We start from the raw sequence: 16,416 nt of genomic DNA, 5'->3' as shown, positions 1-16,416 counted from the left end.
GCTGCATGGGTGCTAGTGTCAACAAGACCACGGAGACGGCTTTCGAGCCCTTGCTTCAGTTCGATATGGAGATGGAAGATTTCCTCTCGGACTGGCACCATTGCGATCATGTTTCGAGCTACCTCGCGCGTATGATCAGCCACAACCGGACCGATCCGGTACGGCATTCGAACTTCTTTTCCTCCGCGCTCAACGAGCTTCTCGAGGTTTCATTTCGCGGCGGCACCACCGACGGCAAGATCGGGTTGTCGATCTATCGCCAAGGCGCCACGGAGCGGGTTCAGCTGAGCTTCCCCTGCCCGCCGGGCCAGGCGCGCTTCTATCGTGAAGCGGTATCGAAAACCCGTGAGAGCGATGCCCAGGCCCGCTACCTCGACGCCATTTCCAACGACCTTGCCCCCAGCCGGGAATCGGTGCTTCTGGACCTCGCTGTGAACTACGACGCCCGCCTCCGGCTTGACGAGGATGTGGCTCCGGCCATCACCCTGATCGTGGATCTTCCTCTTGAAGGTGAAGGAATGGTGAGTTGATCGCGGCGGGTCTTCCTCAGCGTTTCAAGGTCGGTTTTGACCCGAACAGCCAGATCTTCTCGCTTGCTGGAACGATTCGGCCGCGTTCGATCGATGAAATCGCCGAGAGCATCCATGCGCTGAGAGAAGCGATCGATGCGGTGCGCGGCGTTCTCTATATTGATGTGAAGCGCCTCATCCAGATGAACAACACGGCCTTCCAGGCCTTCATCCGGGTCGCCCTCGACGCCTGCCGCGAGCGATCGGACCTGCGTCTGGTCATCGTCACGTCCAGCGTCGTTAGCTGGACGACGCGCATGTTCCGGCACCTGAGCACGATCGAGCCGCAGATCTCCGTCGAGGTCTATGATTCGATGTTCTATCCCGGCCAGGACTACTTCGAGGATACGAGCTTCATTCCAATCCTCCGCGCGCAGACGAAATTGACCTGGCGCCACGAGCGCACCATCCTGCCGCGCCACGGCATGCGGCCCGGAATCGCCGTGGCCGACATCTGCTGCGGCATCGGCGATTTCGCCGTGCTCGCGCAGAAGGAGTTTCAGCCGGCGCGGATCGTCGCCCTCGACCACTCGAAGCCGAGCCTCGCCTATGCCCGCACGGTGGCGGCGGAGTTCGGCGTGACGGGTATCGAATATACCTATGGCGATGCGTCGGAGATGCTACTGGAGGACAACCAGTTCGACTTCGTGGCCTGCCGCCACTCGCTGCAGATCTTCAATCAGCCGGAGCTGCTTCTCAAGGAACTCTATCGGATCGTGAAGCCGGGCGGCCGGGTCTACATCACCAACGAGAAGAACTCGCACTGCCTCGGCGAGCCGCGGGCGCAAAGCATCCAATGGACCTACAACGAGCTCGCGAGGCTTTTGAGCCATTTCGAGATGGATGTGGAGCTCGGGCCGAAGAGCCGGCGCTATCTCGCCGACGCGGGCTTCGACGACATCCTGGTCGAATCCTTCATGGTCACAAATCTGGACGGTGACCCACAGGATTTCGCCGACATCATCGCCGGCTGGGAGAAGATGTTTGCGGCAATGGCGGCGAGACACGGCGAAGCACCCGAATTCATCGACCGTTTTCGCCAGGGCTTCCGGGACCACATCTTCGCTGCATTGCATCCGAAGGGCTATGCAGGCTGGCCGATCTGGGCAGCGTCCGGGCGCAAACCACTATGAGCGCAAGCAATATCCAACGTCCCCGGTTCGGTTTGAGATCCTTTCGCGCCAAGTTCGTACTGGTCGTCGGCAGCGCCGTGCTCTTCGACCTCCTGCTAACAGGCGGTCTGGCGCTCTGGAACGTTCAAAGATTGTCGCGTGACGCGACGACGGAGGTCGGACAGGGCCTGCAAAAGGCCAACGAAGATTACATGCGCACCTACGCGGTTTCGACGGCCGCGCGGGTTAATCTTCTGCTCGGCCAGGTTCACGCCGACGTCGCCACGCTCGCGGGCGTGCTGCAGGCGCAGATCGACCGCCCCGTGCGCAGGTCCGACGTGGGGGAGGCACTTGCCCGGCACGCACCGGAATCCGTTACAGTCACCTACGATCCCAAAGGTGGGTGGGCGCAGAACCTTCCAGGACAGCTCTCGAGCGTAAGCGTTTGGAGCTATCTCCTTGGCCCCGACCACCGGCCGCTACCCGAGGTGCAGACCGATATCGAGAACAGCGCCGTTCTCGATCTGGTTGCTCCCGCCCTGCTTGCGCACGGCCGCTCCAAACTGCAGATGTACTATGTCGGGCCAAAAGAACGGCCGATCTTGCGGATGGCGCCCTATGCCGATCAGGCGCAGACATTCGACCGTCTCTACCCCGGTCACAACGAAGCCAACTTCTGGAGCTTCTTCTTCCCCGGCCTCTACGAGTCCTGGGAGGAATGGGCGAAGCATCCGAACCTCAGGCCCGTTGCAGCCGATACCACGCAAACGGCACCTTACACCGATGCCGCCTCGGGCAAACTGATCGTCAGTTTCTTCCAGCCGCTCTGGACGCCCGATCGCAAGGGTGTCGCCGGAGCGACCGGAACCGATATCACGCTCGATCAACTGGCCGAGGTTGTCGAAAGCGTCAAAGTCGGCGACAGTGGCTTCGGATTTCTGGTGATGTCCGACGGCAATGTGCTTGCCATCAATCCGGTCGGCGAAAAGGTAATCGGCCTGCAGCGGTCGAGCGACACTGGTGGACAAGGCGTCACCGGGTTGGAGCGCTCGCTACGCCGCAGCGTACAGCCCGCGATCACAGAGCTGCCGCTTGGCGCCGATGGCGCCATTCAGCGGGTACTACTCGACGAGAGCGGTGAGAAGGTCCCCTACCTCATTCTCCTGAAGCAGCTCGAGCCAGAGAACTTCTGGGTGTCCGGTCCGGTGCGCCGCGAGACCATGTCGATTGGCATCGTCGTGCCGGAGCGGGAAATCTATGCCTCACTGTTTGCGGCGCAGGCGAGTATCTCTGAAGCGACAAACCGCATCCTCATCTATCAGATCCTGGCCCTGCTCGCTTCGCTGCTGTTCGTCACGCTTGCCGTATTCGGCATATCCAAACGCGTGACCCGCGGCATCAGCGCGCTCGCCGGCGCGGCGACCCGCATCGAAGCGAAGGACTATTCCGTCCGTGTGCCCATTACGACGCGCGACGAAGTCGGTGAAGCCGCCATCGCGTTCAACCGCATGGCCGAAGAGATCAGCTACCACACCGAGAACCTCGAAAACCTGGTGACCGAACGCACCAAGCAGCTCGAGGACGCCAACCACCAGATTTCGACGCTGAATACCCAACTGCGCAGCGAGAACCTGCGCCTTGGGGCCGAACTCGCCGTCGCCAAGCAGATCCAGATGATGGTGCTGCCGAAGGCCGGCGAGCTCGCGGAAATCGCCGACCTCGAGATCGCCGCCTATATGCGGCCGGCCGACGAGGTGGGAGGCGACTACTACGACGTGCTGCGTGACGGCGAGCGCCTTAAGATCGGCATCGGCGACGTGACCGGTCATGGCCTTGAAAGCGGTGTGCTGATGCTGATGGTGCAGTCGGTCGCCCGCGCCCTGCAGGAAGCCGGCGACATGGACCCGGAGCAGTTCCTCAACCGCCTCAACCGCGCCATCTACAAGAACATCGTGCGCACCAACACCGACAAGCATCTGTCGCTGGCCTTCCTCGACTACGACCACGGCCGCCTGACGCTGTCGGGGCAGCACGAGGAGCTGATCGTGGTGCGCAAGGGTGCCGAAATCGAGCGGATCGACACGCTCGACCTCGGCCTGCCGATCGGTCTCGAATCGGATATTTCGCGCTTCGTCGCCACCCGCGAGATATCCTTCGGCCGCGGCGACATGATCGTGCTACACACGGACGGCGTGACCGAGGCGGCGAACGCCAAGGGCGAACTGTTCGGCATCGAGCGGCTGTGCGCAAGCGCCGGAAAGTTTTACGGACAAAGCGCCGAGGACGTCAAAGCGGGCATCATCAACGACCTGATGGCGCATATCGGCAAGCAGAAGATATATGACGACATCACGCTCGTCGTCATGAGACACAGGTGATCAGATGACCACGCTCTACGGACTGGCGGACCTGACGATCGGTGCCCACCAGAAGATGACCCGGCTGCGTCTCTACGACGGGCCGCTCGATCTCAGCTGGAAGCATTGCGCCATGGCTTCGGATTTCGTCGCCGAACTCGCCGCGCTGCGCTACCGCGCTTCGCGCAACACCTATCGGGAAGTGCGCCACAATATCGGCTACCTGACCAACGAACTGGTCGAGAATGCCGTGAAGTTCCGCGCCTCCGGTTCTGTCGTCGTCGAGGCTGCCCTCGAGGGCCACAGCTTCCGCACGAAGGTGTCGAACGTGATCGACAACGAAGCGGCCGCCCGCTTCCAGGAACTGCTTTCCGAGATCGCCGACGGCGACCCCGGCGACTTGCTCATCGAGCGTATCGAGGCAAACGCAACCGGGCTCGGCAAGAGCGGCTCGGGGCTTGGTCTTTTGACGCTGATGAGCGATTATGGCGTTCGTTTCGCTTGGGTTTTTGGCGCCCAGGGTGACGACGGCGAAACCTCCTTGGAGACCTATGCCTCCATTACGGTCCCAGACCTCTCGAACTGATGAGCCGGTGAACATGGAAAACAAGGACGTAGAAGAGTATCGCGTTTGGTCCGAAGGCAACGACATCCATTTCGAAGGCACGATGCGGCTGCCGGGAACGGAAGCCTATGCCCCGATCTTCTCGACCGTCATGGGCGTGCTCGAAACCGAGCCTGAGCACATCACGATCGATTTGACCGAATTGCAGTTTCTGAACTCGTCCGGGATCAACCTGCTCGCCAAACTGACGATCGAGGCGCGCAATCGCCCGAACGTGCAATTGACGGTGCGCGGAACCTCCGAAATCCCGTGGCAATCGAAATCCTTACCGAACCTCAAGAAGCTGCATCCCGGCCTCGATCTCAGGCTCAACTGAGGTCCGCGGTCCGGCTGTATTTCGGCCGGTTCAACGCCAGAGCGCCGTGCGGTCAACTGAACGCACAAAGGACGCTCTAGCACTTTGATTCTAGAGCATCCCGCCTCCAGTGACTTCACCTGAGAGCGGGATGCTCTAGACATCAAGCCAGCATTTCCGGCTTCTGTCGGTTGTGCTGGCTCGCAGCTCCTCGACGAGGCACGCTTCAGGGAAAGAGACTCGAGCCGGTTCGCTGCCCCTTGGTGCCGCCCGGCCGCGTTGACTCACGCATCAACTTGGCCTATTCGTCAAATCATCTGATGACTTGATGAGCAGACGATGCAGCCGATCAATCGTACCAATCTCACCGAGAGCGCAGCCGAAAGCCTGCGAACGGAAATCCTTAGCGGCCGCTGGGCAGTCGGCGAGCGCATTCCGAACGAAACGGTACTCACCGAACTACTCGCCGTCAGCCGCGGCACCGTGCGTGAAGCCGTTCGGGTCCTGATCTCGAAGGGCCTTCTCGACGCCCGCCAGGGCTCCGGCACCTATGTCCGCTCGACCGTCGACACCTCGGGCGCGCTCGACCGGGTCAAGCGCACCGGTCTGCGCGACCAATGGGAAGCACGCGCGGCACTCGACGTCGAGGCGGCGCGGCTGGCGGCACTCCGCCATACGCCTGAAGACCTCGAGCGCATGTTCAAGCTGCTTGGCGCCCGCGGCACGGTGGCCGATGGAGGACGCGATGCCTTTGGCCAACGCGACATCGCCTTCCACAGATCGATCGTCGAGGCATCGGGCAACAAAGCGATCGTCGAGCTCTATGATTTCTTCACCTCGGCCATCCTCGAAACCATCCACTCGACCCTTCGCGGCGACCTTCCCGAACCGGACGACCGGGCGCATGCGGCGATCGTCGAGGCCATCGCGTCCGGTGATCCGGACCAGGCCGCGGCCTCCGTCCGGGCGTTCATGGCCCCCGTCCTCGCTGAACTTGATCGGCTTCTTACCCAATGAACCAGACTTTTCGTGACCCCCACAAGGCCGAAACCGCCGAGCCACTGGACCTCGAAGACCAGCTCATCGATGCCGAGGCCGACAGCCTGCCGGCGCCGCAACCGCCTGTCTTGAGCCGCAGCGCCCGTGTTCTTCTTGGCGTGAGCCTCGTCCTGATCGCCTTCAACCTGCGGCCACTGTTTTCGAGCCTCTCAGTGCTGCTGCCCGAGGTGATGCAGGCAACCGGCCTGTCGACCGCAGGCGCCAGCGTACTCACCACCCTGCCGGTGCTTTGCCTCGGCATCTTCGCGCCGCTTGCGCCAAAACTCGCGCAACGTTTCGGCGCCGAGCGCACGCTTCTTGGCGTGCTGCTGCTTCTGACGCTCGGCACGGGCCTGCGCGGCGTTCAATCCGTGCCGCTGCTGTTCCTCGCGACCTTTACCGCCGGTGCGGCGATCGCGGTCGGCAACGTCCTCCTCCCAGGCCTCGTCAAGCGTGACTTCGCCGACCGGGCCGCGATGATGACGGGCCTCTACACTATGGCGCTCTGCGCTGGCGCGGCCAGTGCCGCCGGCCTCACTTTGTCGATCGAGCACCATGTCGCCGGCTCCTGGTCCGGCGCGCTCGCAGCCTGGGCGGTGCCAGCTCTGATCGTGCTCCTGATCTGGGCGCCACAGGCGCTGCGTGGCAAGGCGCAGGCCCGCCACAGCGGCTTCCGCGTTGTCGGCCTCTGGCGCGATCGCCTCGCCTGGCAGGTAACCCTGTTCATGGGGTTGCAGTCGGCACTGGCCTATTGCGTCTTCGGCTGGATGGCGCCGATCCTTCGCGAGCGCGGCCTTGATGCCGCAACCGCCGGCGCGGTCGTCTCGGCCTCGATCATGATGCAGGTCGTCACCTGCCTGCTCGTGCCGTCTTTTGCCGTCCGCCGCCGGGACCAGCGCGCCGTCTGCGTGACGCTCGCGGCCGCTGCCGTCATCGCCCTGATCGGCATCCTCTTTGCGCCGCTGTCGACGGTGCTCGTCTGGGCCGTTCTTCAAGGTATCGGACAGGGTGGCCTGATTGCCGCGGCGATGACCCTCATCGTGCTGCGCTCGCCCGATTCCCATGTCGCAGCCCACCTCTCCGGCATGGCCCAGGGCGTCGGATACGTGCTCGCCGCCATCGGCCCGCTGTTCGTGGGCTTCATTCGCAGCTGGACCGGCAACTTCGCAGCCAGCTCCATACTCTTCATCGCCCTTGGCATCGGCGTGGCGATCATGGGCATGGGGGCCGGCCGGGCGCTCCATGTCGGCGCACGAACGGTCAGGATCGACGATCGCTAAGACGGGCGCAGCCGTCTCGAAATGAAAGCTCAACTCGATCGGGCTCCACCTCTCCGGTGGAGCCCTTTCTCGTCGATCTCAGTGCACTGCTTCACGCCGCTGCAACCGCCTGCTGATAGCGCGGTGCGGGCCTGAAGGTGAGCGCGATCAGGAACGCCCCGAGACCGATGCCCCAGGAGCCGACATAAAGCCAGGTATAGCTGGCCATCGCATCATAGATCATGCCGCCGGCAATCGGTCCCGTCGCCATGCCGAGGCTGCCGGCCATGGCCGTTCCGCCGATGACCGTTCCCATCATCTGCAGGGGGAAATTCTCGCGCGCGAGCACGGCATAAAGCGGCATGACGCCGGCATAGATGAAGCCGAACAGGGCGGCGACAGCGTAGAATGAGCCGAGCCCCGCGGCGAAGACATAGGCCAGTGCCCCAAAAGCCTGCGCCAGCAGCCCGAGAACCAGCACGCGCTTTGCCCCGAAGCGGTCGCCGAGCAGGCCGAAGACGACGCGTCCGCCCATGCCAGCGAGCCCCTCGACACTGTAGATCGACACGGCCGCTATCACGGGGATACCGCAAGTGATGGCGTAGCTCACCGTGTGAAAGATCGGGCCGGAATGGGTTGCGCAGCAGAAGAAGTTGGTGAGCAGCAGGATAATGAAGAGCGGCGATTTCAGCACCTGGCTCGTCGTCATCGTCGATTGCGCCTCTTCCTCGGGAGAGGCCTCCGCAGCACCGACAGCAAGTGCCGGCGCCTGGCGAACGAGAAGCGACACCGGGATCATGATGACCGCGACGACGACGGCGATGATCTGCAATGCAGTTCTCCAATCATAGCCTGAAACCAGCCATGCCGCAAACGGCGACATGGTCATCGGCGCCATGCCCATGCCGGCCGAAACGAGCGAAACGGCGAGGCTCCGGTGCGTATCGAACCAGCCGGTAACACAGGCCATCATCGGCGCGAAGATCGCCGCCGTGGCGGTGCCGACAACGACGCCAAAGACGACCTGGAAGGCGATCAGCGAAGTCACCCAGCTGGCCGCCATCAGGCTCACGGCCAGAAGCACCGAGCCGATGAGCACGATCGGCCGCGCACCCCAGCGATCGGAGAGACTGCCCCAGGCAATGCTGGCGAAAGCCATCGCCAGAAAGCCGATGGTCATGGCACTGGAGACCCCGGTGACGGACCAGCCGGTATCCCGCGAGATCGGCAGCAGGAAAACAGGAAGTGAGAACATGGCGCCGATCGCCAAGCAGCCAAGCAGGCCGCCAGCCGCCACGATCACCCAACGATAAATCGAATTGCTCATTGCAATCTCCTTGGCAGCGCCCGGTTAGACGGCCGGCAGCGCCGATAACGTGCAAAACTGATCGCGCAGCAGGTTTGGACGTGCAGAGCACCTCCTCTTACTGGTTCCTGTAAGACGCAGGCGCCAGCGGAAAGCCGACACCGAAATTTGCAGAATTTTGTAACTATTGCAGGTTCGCCTGGGCGTCGCTCGCGGCATGCCTTCAACCCGTCTGGATCCAACCCACTTGATTGTGCCTCGAAGGTCCTCTCTGTTGTCCCGGGCCGTTCGAGCAATAGATAGAGGCCGAAGCACTGTTGGGGGAGTGACAAGTGTGACGGGATTTCGATGGATTCGCTGATTACCGCGGCAGGCCAGGCGCTGGCCGCTGGTGACCTCCTCGGCGTGCTGAAGCGGGTCGCCTTGCGCGACGACCCGCCGGCGCTGGCGCTCCGCGGCATCGCGATGGCTCAGCTCGGAGATCTCGGCCGCGCCAAGACGCTGTTGAAGGCGGCGGCGCGCGGCTTCGGCCCGAAGGAGGCCGTGGCCCGCGCGCGATGCATCGTTGCCGAAGCGGAGATCGCCATCGTCTCGCGCGATCTCTCCTGGCCGATGAAGGCGCTCGACGCAGCCCGCGCGACGCTCGAAGACCATGGCGACCACCTCAATGCCGCTCACGCCCGCAATCTCGGCGCCCGCCGCCTGCTACTGATCGGCCGTCTCGACGAGGCCGAACAGATGCTTGCCGGTGTCGATCTGGGCCGGCTGACTCCACCGGCGAGAGCCACGCACGAGCTCGCGATTGCCGGCCTCGCCGTTCGACGATTGCAAACCGCTTCGGCGGCCAGCGCCTTCGCCCGGGCGACTGAAGCGGCGCGAGCAACCGGCATAGCAGCGCTGGTCGCGGAAGTCGAAGGCGCGGCGCTTGTCCTGAAGACGCCGGCGGCCCGGCTTCTGACCAGGGGAGGCGAGCGCCTGCTGCTGCTCGACGACGTCGAAGCCCTGCTCAACTCCGGTACCCTGGTGGTCGATGCGTGCCGAAACATCATCCGGCGCGAGGCCTCCGCCGTTTCGCTTGCAACGCGGCCGGTGCTCTTCGCGCTGGCGCGTGCTCTCGCAGAGGCGTGGCCGACCGATGTCTCGCGGCGCGCCTTGCTCGCCCGTGCCTTCGGCGCGAAACATGTCGACGAATCTCACCGGGCACGATTGAGGGTCGAGATCGGCCGGCTTCGCGACGAACTCCGCGCATTCGCGGATATCAGCGCGACCAGCGACGGCTTCCGGCTGGCTCCGCGTGGCGACCACGCGGTCGTGGTGCTTGCACCGCCGGTCGACGATCGGCATGCGGCGATGCTGGCGCTTCTTGGCGACGGCGAGGCATGGTCGAGCTCCGCTCTCGCCATCGCGCTCGATGCCAGCCCGCGCACGGTGCAACGGGCGCTCGAAGAACTCTCCTCGGAAGGCAAGGTTCTGCCGGTCGGCCGCGGGCGGGCGCGACGCTGGGTGATCCCGCCTGTGCCCACATTCCCGACAGTCTTGTTACTCCCCGGTCCACTGCCAAGCAATTAGGATTGAAACCATGAAACGATCCGAAGCCGAAATCCTCCGCGAATATGGCCCCTTCCCTGGCGCCGACCACATCCATGGCGTCACCTTCGACGGTCGGAACATCTGGTTTGCCTCCGGCGACAAGATCAATGCCCTCGATCCGGAAAGCGGGAACCCGGTGCGCTCGATCGATGTCGCGGCGCATGCCGGTACCGCCTTTGACGGCAAGCATCTGTTCCAGATCGCCGAGGACCGCATCCAGAAGATCGATCCCGAGAGCGGCCGCGTGCTGGCAACGATCCCGGCACCGGGCGGCGGCGGCGATTCCGGCCTTGCCTGGGCGGAGGGAACCCTTTGGGTCGGGCAGCACCGAGGTCGGAGGATCCATCAGATCGATCCCGAAACCGGCGCAATCCTGCGCACCATCGAATCCAAGCGCGTCGTGACGGGCGTCACCTGGGTCGACGGAGAGCTCTGGCACGGCACCTGGGAAGGCGACGACAGCGACTTGAGGCGCGTCGACCCCGAGACTGGGTCGGTGCTCGAGCGGATCGTGATGCCATCAGGCGCCGGTGTCTCGGGGCTGGAGTCCGATGGCGGCGAGCGCTTCTTCTGCGGCGGCGGCGGGAGCGGAACGATCCGGGCCGTCCGCCGGCCGAAGAAGCATGCTCCCTAGGTTCATCCCTCAGCGCAAGGTCTCCAGCCTGGCCGCTCGTCGAGCAAGCAGCTTGGCGGCCAGCGCCAGCGCCGCAAGCGCGAGGCCGAGTGCGCTGACGCCCGGCCAGGAGCCATAGCTCCAGGCGGCGAAGGACAGGGCCGAACCCGCCGCTCCCCCAAGAAACATGCTGGTCATGAAGACCGTGTTGATACGGCTGCGCGCCGCGGGCTCGAGCGCATAGATGATGTGCTGGTTGGCAATCAGCGCGACCTGGATGCCGATATCAAGCACGATGACGCCAACCACCAGTCCGGCGATCGAGGCCCAGGCTCCGAGTACGACCCAGGCAGCGAGCGTCAGAGCCGCCCCGAACCAGACGACGGACCGCGCACCTCGCCGATCCGCTATCCTGCCGGCGACCGGTGCCGCAAACACGCCGATTGCCCCGACAATGCCGAACAGACCGGCGGCATCGGCGCCCAGATTGAAACGCGGCGTCGCAAGATAAAGCGCGAGCACGGTCCAGAATGCCGTAAAGGATGCGAAAAGCGCCGCCTGCACCATCGAAGCGAGACGGAGCGCGGGCTCGCGCCGCCAAAGAGTGGCGAGCGAGGCCAGGGCTTCGCGATAGGGCAAACGCAATGCCGGGCGCAGATCCGGCAAGGTCCGAAACATCAGGAACGAAGCTGCAAGTGCGAGAGGCACACTTGCCCAGAACATCTCTCGCCAGCCGGCATGGGCCCCGACAAAGCCGGAGACCGTGCGGCTGAGCAGGATGCCGGTCAAAACTCCGGCCATGACCGTGCCGATCGCCGCCCCGCGTTTGTCAGGCGTGGACAGCATCGCAGCGATCGGGACGATCTGCTGCGCGACGGTGGCGCTGGCTCCAAGCAGCACCGAGGCGGCGATCAGCAAGAACGGCGACGGGGCCAAAGCCGCGGCGGTCGCGGCTATCGCGATCGCCAGGAACTGCCCGACGATCAGTCGTCTGCGCCGGACGATATCGCCGAGCGGCAACAGAAGCAGCAGCCCGAGCGCGTAGCCGAGTTGCGTCGCCGTCGGAAGCAGGCCGACGGCCGCCTCGCCAGGAAACTCGGCTTCGATGAGCCCCAGCAATGGCTGATTATAGTAGATGTTTGCAACCGCGATGCCGCTGGCGACGGCCATGGCGTAGATGCGGGTTCGACCGAGGCCGGAATGCTCCGTTTCGTGGGTAACCATTTCACTTGCCCTTCTCACTGGAGAGATGGGCTTGATCTATCGCCTTATCGAAATTCGCTGTAGTGTCGCCATCATAAATAGCAGAATATCGGATTTCGATACAATGGACCTCGACGAAGTCCTCGTCTTCACCGCAGCGGCAAGCGGCGGCAGCCTCGCCGAGGCCGCGCGACGGCTTGGCATCACCCCCATGATCGCAACCCGGCGGCTCGCCTCCTTGGAGCAGGCGCTTGGCGTCCGGCTGATGCACCGCACGACCCGCTCACTGTCGCTGACGCCAGAGGGCGAAACCTTTCTGCCCTATGCCCAGGGTCTGCTCGAAACCGAACGGCAGGCGCGAACGCTCCTGAGGGGTGACGGGGACGGAGCGACCGGTCTCCTGCGCGTCTCGGCGCCGGTTGCCTTCTCGATCAAGCTGATTGCTCCGCTCATGCCTTCGCTGCTTGATGATCACCCGGGGCTCAAGGTCTCGCTCGATATGAGCGACACAATGCCTGACCTGGTGGCATCGGGCATTGATCTGGCGATCCGCGTCGCGCGTTTGAAAGATAGCAGTTTGATCGCCAAAAAACTGGCCGAAAACCCGCGTTCCCTCGTCGCCTCGCCATCCTATGTCGAAAAGCATGGGAGCCCGCGGACCAGTGGCGATCTCATCAATCATCAATGCCTGCCGCTGCACGGCGTCAGCCATTGGACCTTTCTGAGCGCCGGGGTCGAGAGGCATGTGCGGCTGCAGAGCCGCTTTTCGTCGACAAGCATCGAAGGATGCCATGCGGCCTGCCTCGCTGGTGCCGGCATCACCCTGCTCTCCGACTGGAATATCGCCGACGATCTCGATGCAGGTCGGCTAATACGCATTCGCCTCGAAGATGCGGCGCCCGAGACATTGGCGATCTGGGCCGTCTACCCGACGACGAAGCTTGTCGCACCCAAGGTACGCGTCTTCATCGACCGGTTGATGGGGGCACTTGGCAAAACCGCGAAGGGAAACGCTTGAACGACAGAACCCGCACCGCGATCAACACGGTGCGGGCACCAAGATTTGTCCCGGCACGGTCCGCGGTAACCGAGACGCCGCGGATCATGCCAGCCCTTTAGGCCTTGATGAAGGCAAGCAGGTCAGGATTGATGACATCGGCATGGGTCGTCAGCATTCCATGTGGATACCCTTCATAGACCTTGAGGGTGCCGTTCTTCAGGAGCTTGACGGCAAGCCGCGCCGAATCGTCGATCGGAACGATCTGATCGTCGTCGCCATGCATGACCAGCGTCGGCACATCGATCGCCTTGAGGTCCTCGGTGAAGTCGGTTTCCGAGAAAGCCTTGATGCCCTCGTAATGCGCCTTGGCGCTGCCCATCATGCCCTGCCGCCACCAGTTCTGGATGACGCCTTCCGATGTTTCAGTCCCCGGTCGGTTGAAGCCGTAGAAGGGACCCGCTGGAACATCGCGGAAGAACTGAGCGCGATTGGCGGCAAGCGCGGAACGGAAGCCATCGAATACCTCGATCGGCAGGCCACCGGGATTGTTCGGGGTCCTCACCATGATCGGCGGAACGGCACCGACCATGATCAGCTTGGCGACCCGTCCCGCACCGTGGCGTGCAACGTAAGCCGCCGCCTCGCCGCCACCCGTGGAGTGACCGATGTGGACGGCATCACTGAGTTCGAGCTTGAGGACCAGTGCCGCGACGTCCTTCGCATAGTGCGCGATATCATGACCTTCGCTCACCTGTGTAGAGCGCCCATGACCGCGGCGGTCGTGAGCAATGACGCGATAGCCCTTGTTGACGAAATAGAGCATCTGCGCGTCCCAATCGTCTGCCGACAACGGCCAGCCATGGTGAAAGACGATTGGCTGGCCCGAGCCCCAATCCTTGTAGAAGATATCGATGCCGTCTTCAGTCCTGACGAAGTTTTCGGTCATGGGAACGGTTCCTTTGCTTGGGTTCTAGTGTTTGTGTCTTCCTGGCACGTTCCGCGGCGCCGGATGGACGCCATGGAACGCAACCCACGTCAACCGAGCTGCGGCCGGTTGATCGCGAGAAGGTGGTGTACGGCCGGCGCCGCCGGCCCTTTGTGAAAACGACGAACATCTTCCTGGACATCGGCATCGGCCTTGGACACGCGCTTGTGCTGGCGCAGATGTTCGGCCCAGGACTCGACCATGAACCACTCAACCATGCGGCCGGTGTCAGACGCGTCCTCGGTGACGCCCCAGCCATAGGCGCCATCACGGCGGCGCTCATGCGACAGGCGGGCGAGCGCCTTCAGGAATTCGGAGCGGTCCGCCTTGTCGACCGTGTATTCGATGAGCACGAGGACGGGGCCGCGGTCGTGTTCGACCGGCTCGCTTGTCAGCGGCTCCGGCCAATGGTTGGAGGGAATGAGGTCCGCCTCGCCCTTCGGCAGTTTCATGGCGTGGAAGACGACCCCGACGCAGAGAAGGCCGATAGCAGCCGCCGCCAGGGTGAAGGGCACGCCGATCGCTTCGGCGATGGCGCCCCAGGCCAGGCTGCCACCGGTCATCGCCCCGTTGAAGACGGTGAGGTAGACAGCGAGCGTGCGCCCGCGCACCCAATTGGGAAGGATGGCCTGCGCGGTGCTGTTCAGCGTCGTCAGCGCCGTGATCCAGGCGGCACCGCAAACGAGCAACGCGACAACCGCCACCCATTGCGCCGGCGCGAGGGAGAGCACGCCCATTACCGCGGCCGTGAGCACCGCGGAAAGCAAAAGCAGCCCGTCGGTATCCATCCGGGCACGCAGGCGCGGCATCACCAGCGCGCCGCCGATCGCACCCGCGCCGACGGCACCGAGCAGGATGCCGTAGAAGCTGGCGCCACCGCCGAGAAGCTGGCGGGCGACCAACGGCAGCAGGGCCCAGATCGCGCTCGAAAATGCGAAGAACACGGCGGCACGCAGCAGGACCACGTGCAGCTCGCGACTGGCGCGTGCGTAGCGCAACCCCGCCCGGAAGGCGCCAAAGAAGCGTTCCGCGAGAACGTCGTCCTCCGATACACCGCGCCGCCACCACAGGAGCGCCGCGATCACGAAGACATAGCTGATGACATCGACGCCATAGGTGACGGCTGCTCCGGACCAGGCGAGCAGCAGGCCGCCAAACGCCGGACCGATCGCGCGGGCGATGTTGATGCCGAGCGAATTCAGCGCCACGGCGCCCTTGACGTCCTGCCTCGAGACGAGCTCAGGCACGATCGCCTGCCAGGTGGGGGCGACCAGTGCCGCCCCTATGCCGCCGACGAAGGTCAGCGCGATCAGCGAGCTCACGGACTGCAGGCCCGTGGCGGAGAGAAACAGCAGACAGAGGCTCGTCAATGCGAGCAGAAACTGCACCAGGATCAGGAATTTGCGCCGATCGAGAATATCCGAGAGAACCCCTGCAGGAATGGCGAGCAGGAAGATCGGCAGGGTCGCCGCTGCCTGGACCATGGAAACGGCGGCCGGCGTCGCCGACAGGTCGGTAACGAGCCAGGAGCTGGCGACATCACGGATGAAACTGCCGGTATTGCCGATGATCGTCGCCACCCACAGGACCGCAAAGACCTTCTGCCGCAACGGCGCAAACGTCCCTGCGCCCTCTTTCGCTGCCGTCATTGCCCAGCCTTTCCTGCGGATGCCCGTTCACGAAGATCGTAGCAGGCGACGAGCAGGAAGGCACCGCTGAGGCCTATATGCTCGAAGAAGCCGTTCGTCGCCATCGCACGCTCCATGCCGGGCGGAAGCTCCCAGAAGCGAAACGCGAGGAAGGTGGCGGCAAGCGTGAAAGCCGCAAGCGCGCTGGCAGCCGCCCAGCGATAGAAACCTATGAGAATGAGGGCCGACATCAGAAGCTCGAAAACGATGACCCCGACGGCAAAGAGCGGCGCCGGATGCAGGCCGAAGTGATCCATCTCGGCAAGCGCACCCGGAAAGTCGAAGATCTTCGTCAGCGGCCCCTGGATATAGGCCGAGCAAAGCGCCAACAGGCCGACGAAGACGATCCATCGCCCGGCGTGGCTTGGCCGCAGGCGGGCAGCGAGATGTTTTTCGAGAGAAGACAGGCTCAGCATTTTGTTTCCTTGTTAGACGGTCTTCGACTTAACGGGCGGCTTGGCCGCCTTCATCGCGTTTGCGGCCATTTCGAATTGCTGAACGCGGTCCGCGAAATGCCCTTGTAATAGGCACCCGCCTTCGGCGGCGATTGGTTCACCACGACCTTCGCCCAGGAGGGTCGCTTGTTATCTTTTGCGGGTGCACCATCGTCGCCGAGTGCGGCCGACGAAGTGATCAGGATGGAGGCCGCCAATGCGGCGGCGCCGACGATCGTTTTCATTTTGCGCCCTTCCACTATCGTCACACGGCCCAGCATGAGCATCCGAGTGCGCCGAAGAAGCCCTTGAGATCGGCGATCGGCAGCTTTGACGTCCAGG

At 63.6% G+C, this 16,416-nt stretch carries 16 protein-coding genes; 10 read left to right on the top strand and 6 right to left on the bottom strand.

Annotated elements, in window-relative coordinates:
• Window positions 1–5: 5 nt before the first annotated feature.
• From AC3WWH_RS30555 to AC3WWH_RS30525, 7 genes are all read left to right on the top strand, one after another.
• Window positions 6–530: a ubiquinone biosynthesis methyltransferase UbiE gene (locus tag AC3WWH_RS30555; protein ID WP_492377436.1), complete on the top strand. Its 525-nt coding sequence runs from the start codon at window positions 6–8 to the stop codon at window positions 528–530.
• Complete coding sequence (locus tag AC3WWH_RS30550; protein WP_057255455.1) at window positions 527–1,702, top strand: class I SAM-dependent methyltransferase; 1,176 nt, start codon at window positions 527–529, stop codon at window positions 1,700–1,702. Before AC3WWH_RS30555 ends, AC3WWH_RS30550 begins: the two co-directional genes overlap by 4 nt.
• Complete coding sequence (locus tag AC3WWH_RS30545) at window positions 1,699–4,059, top strand: SpoIIE family protein phosphatase (protein WP_492377435.1); 2,361 nt, start codon at window positions 1,699–1,701, stop codon at window positions 4,057–4,059. The genes AC3WWH_RS30550 and AC3WWH_RS30545 overlap by 4 nt, the downstream gene beginning before the upstream one ends.
• A gap of 4 nt (window positions 4,060–4,063) precedes the next feature.
• Window positions 4,064–4,624 (top strand): slr1658 superfamily regulator, encoded by a 561-nt coding sequence (locus AC3WWH_RS30540; RefSeq protein WP_492377434.1) that lies wholly within the window; start codon window positions 4,064–4,066, stop codon window positions 4,622–4,624.
• Between the two features lie 13 nt (window positions 4,625–4,637).
• Window positions 4,638–4,979: a slr1659 superfamily regulator gene (locus AC3WWH_RS30535; protein ID WP_057255452.1), complete on the top strand. Its 342-nt coding sequence runs from the start codon at window positions 4,638–4,640 to the stop codon at window positions 4,977–4,979.
• A gap of 318 nt (window positions 4,980–5,297) precedes the next feature.
• Entirely contained in the window at window positions 5,298–5,975 is a 678-nt protein-coding gene (locus AC3WWH_RS30530; RefSeq protein ID WP_492377433.1) for a FadR/GntR family transcriptional regulator, read from the top strand.
• Window positions 5,972–7,276, top strand: coding sequence for a CynX/NimT family MFS transporter (locus tag AC3WWH_RS30525; protein WP_492377432.1), 1,305 nt, complete (start codon window positions 5,972–5,974; stop codon window positions 7,274–7,276). The genes AC3WWH_RS30530 and AC3WWH_RS30525 overlap by 4 nt, the downstream gene beginning before the upstream one ends.
• Before the next feature lie 91 nt (window positions 7,277–7,367).
• Here AC3WWH_RS30525 and AC3WWH_RS30520 read toward each other — a convergent pair whose 3' ends face one another.
• Window positions 7,368–8,582 (bottom strand): MFS transporter, encoded by a 1,215-nt coding sequence (locus AC3WWH_RS30520; protein ID WP_492377431.1) that lies wholly within the window; start codon window positions 8,580–8,582, stop codon window positions 7,368–7,370.
• 327 nt (window positions 8,583–8,909) lie between these two features.
• Between AC3WWH_RS30520 and AC3WWH_RS30515 the strand changes: the two genes are divergently transcribed.
• Window positions 8,910–10,130, top strand: coding sequence for a helix-turn-helix domain-containing protein (locus tag AC3WWH_RS30515; RefSeq protein WP_492377430.1), 1,221 nt, complete (start codon window positions 8,910–8,912; stop codon window positions 10,128–10,130).
• Window positions 10,131–10,140: 10 nt separating this feature from the next.
• Window positions 10,141–10,785 carry a Vgb family protein gene (locus AC3WWH_RS30510; protein WP_065376609.1) on the top strand — a complete coding sequence of 215 codons (645 nt, stop codon included), beginning with the start codon at window positions 10,141–10,143 and terminating at the stop codon, window positions 10,783–10,785.
• A 9-nt stretch (window positions 10,786–10,794) separates the two neighbouring features.
• Here the strand turns inward: AC3WWH_RS30510 and AC3WWH_RS30505 are convergent, their stop codons facing one another.
• On the bottom strand, window positions 10,795–11,988 hold the full coding sequence (locus AC3WWH_RS30505) for an MFS transporter (protein WP_492377429.1): 1,194 nt from the start codon (window positions 11,986–11,988) through the stop codon (window positions 10,795–10,797).
• Window positions 11,989–12,091: 103 nt separating this feature from the next.
• Between AC3WWH_RS30505 and AC3WWH_RS30500 the strand changes: the two genes are divergently transcribed.
• Window positions 12,092–12,985 carry a LysR family transcriptional regulator gene (locus AC3WWH_RS30500; RefSeq protein ID WP_058320680.1) on the top strand — a complete coding sequence of 298 codons (894 nt, stop codon included), beginning with the start codon at window positions 12,092–12,094 and terminating at the stop codon, window positions 12,983–12,985.
• A 97-nt stretch (window positions 12,986–13,082) separates the two neighbouring features.
• Here the strand turns inward: AC3WWH_RS30500 and AC3WWH_RS30495 are convergent, their stop codons facing one another.
• The 4 genes from AC3WWH_RS30495 to AC3WWH_RS30480 form a co-directional block, all read right to left on the bottom strand.
• Complete coding sequence (locus tag AC3WWH_RS30495) at window positions 13,083–13,913, bottom strand: alpha/beta fold hydrolase (RefSeq protein ID WP_058320673.1); 831 nt, start codon at window positions 13,911–13,913, stop codon at window positions 13,083–13,085.
• Between the two features lie 89 nt (window positions 13,914–14,002).
• On the bottom strand, window positions 14,003–15,601 hold the full coding sequence (locus AC3WWH_RS30490; protein ID WP_492377428.1) for an MFS transporter: 1,599 nt from the start codon (window positions 15,599–15,601) through the stop codon (window positions 14,003–14,005).
• A complete protein-coding gene (locus AC3WWH_RS30485; protein WP_082640674.1) occupies window positions 15,598–16,056 on the bottom strand; it encodes a DoxX family protein in 459 nt (152 codons plus the stop codon). The genes AC3WWH_RS30490 and AC3WWH_RS30485 overlap by 4 nt, the downstream gene beginning before the upstream one ends.
• A gap of 50 nt (window positions 16,057–16,106) precedes the next feature.
• Window positions 16,107–16,416 (bottom strand): hypothetical protein (locus AC3WWH_RS30480; RefSeq protein WP_492377427.1); only part of this gene is annotated, 310 nt, incomplete at its 5' end.

The sequence above is a fragment of the Ensifer sp. EB106-03-01-XG145 genome (assembly GCF_058792075.1).
Note: the sequence above shows the minus strand (reverse complement) of the source record. Positions and strands in the feature narration are given on the sequence as shown.

What these genes read in the sequence shown, in the direction of transcription:
- AC3WWH_RS30555 (WP_492377436.1), top strand. Translation starts at nt 6, where the DNA reads ATGGGTGCTAGTGTCAACAAGACCACGGAGACGGCTTTCGAGCCCTTG.
- AC3WWH_RS30545 (WP_492377435.1), top strand. Translation starts at nt 1,699, where the DNA reads ATGAGCGCAAGCAATATCCAACGTCCCCGGTTCGGTTTGAGATCCTTT.
- AC3WWH_RS30540 (WP_492377434.1), top strand. Translation starts at nt 4,064, where the DNA reads ATGACCACGCTCTACGGACTGGCGGACCTGACGATCGGTGCCCACCAG.
- AC3WWH_RS30535 (WP_057255452.1), top strand. Translation starts at nt 4,638, where the DNA reads ATGGAAAACAAGGACGTAGAAGAGTATCGCGTTTGGTCCGAAGGCAAC.
- AC3WWH_RS30530 (WP_492377433.1), top strand. Translation starts at nt 5,298, where the DNA reads ATGCAGCCGATCAATCGTACCAATCTCACCGAGAGCGCAGCCGAAAGC.
- AC3WWH_RS30525 (WP_492377432.1), top strand. Translation starts at nt 5,972, where the DNA reads ATGAACCAGACTTTTCGTGACCCCCACAAGGCCGAAACCGCCGAGCCA.
- AC3WWH_RS30520 (WP_492377431.1), bottom strand. Translation starts at nt 8,582, where the DNA reads ATGAGCAATTCGATTTATCGTTGGGTGATCGTGGCGGCTGGCGGCCTG.
- AC3WWH_RS30515 (WP_492377430.1), top strand. Translation starts at nt 8,910, where the DNA reads ATGGATTCGCTGATTACCGCGGCAGGCCAGGCGCTGGCCGCTGGTGAC.
- AC3WWH_RS30510 (WP_065376609.1), top strand. Translation starts at nt 10,141, where the DNA reads ATGAAACGATCCGAAGCCGAAATCCTCCGCGAATATGGCCCCTTCCCT.
- AC3WWH_RS30505 (WP_492377429.1), bottom strand. Translation starts at nt 11,988, where the DNA reads ATGGTTACCCACGAAACGGAGCATTCCGGCCTCGGTCGAACCCGCATC.
- AC3WWH_RS30500 (WP_058320680.1), top strand. Translation starts at nt 12,092, where the DNA reads ATGGACCTCGACGAAGTCCTCGTCTTCACCGCAGCGGCAAGCGGCGGC.
- AC3WWH_RS30495 (WP_058320673.1), bottom strand. Translation starts at nt 13,913, where the DNA reads ATGACCGAAAACTTCGTCAGGACTGAAGACGGCATCGATATCTTCTAC.
- AC3WWH_RS30490 (WP_492377428.1), bottom strand. Translation starts at nt 15,601, where the DNA reads ATGACGGCAGCGAAAGAGGGCGCAGGGACGTTTGCGCCGTTGCGGCAG.
- AC3WWH_RS30485 (WP_082640674.1), bottom strand. Translation starts at nt 16,056, where the DNA reads ATGCTGAGCCTGTCTTCTCTCGAAAAACATCTCGCTGCCCGCCTGCGG.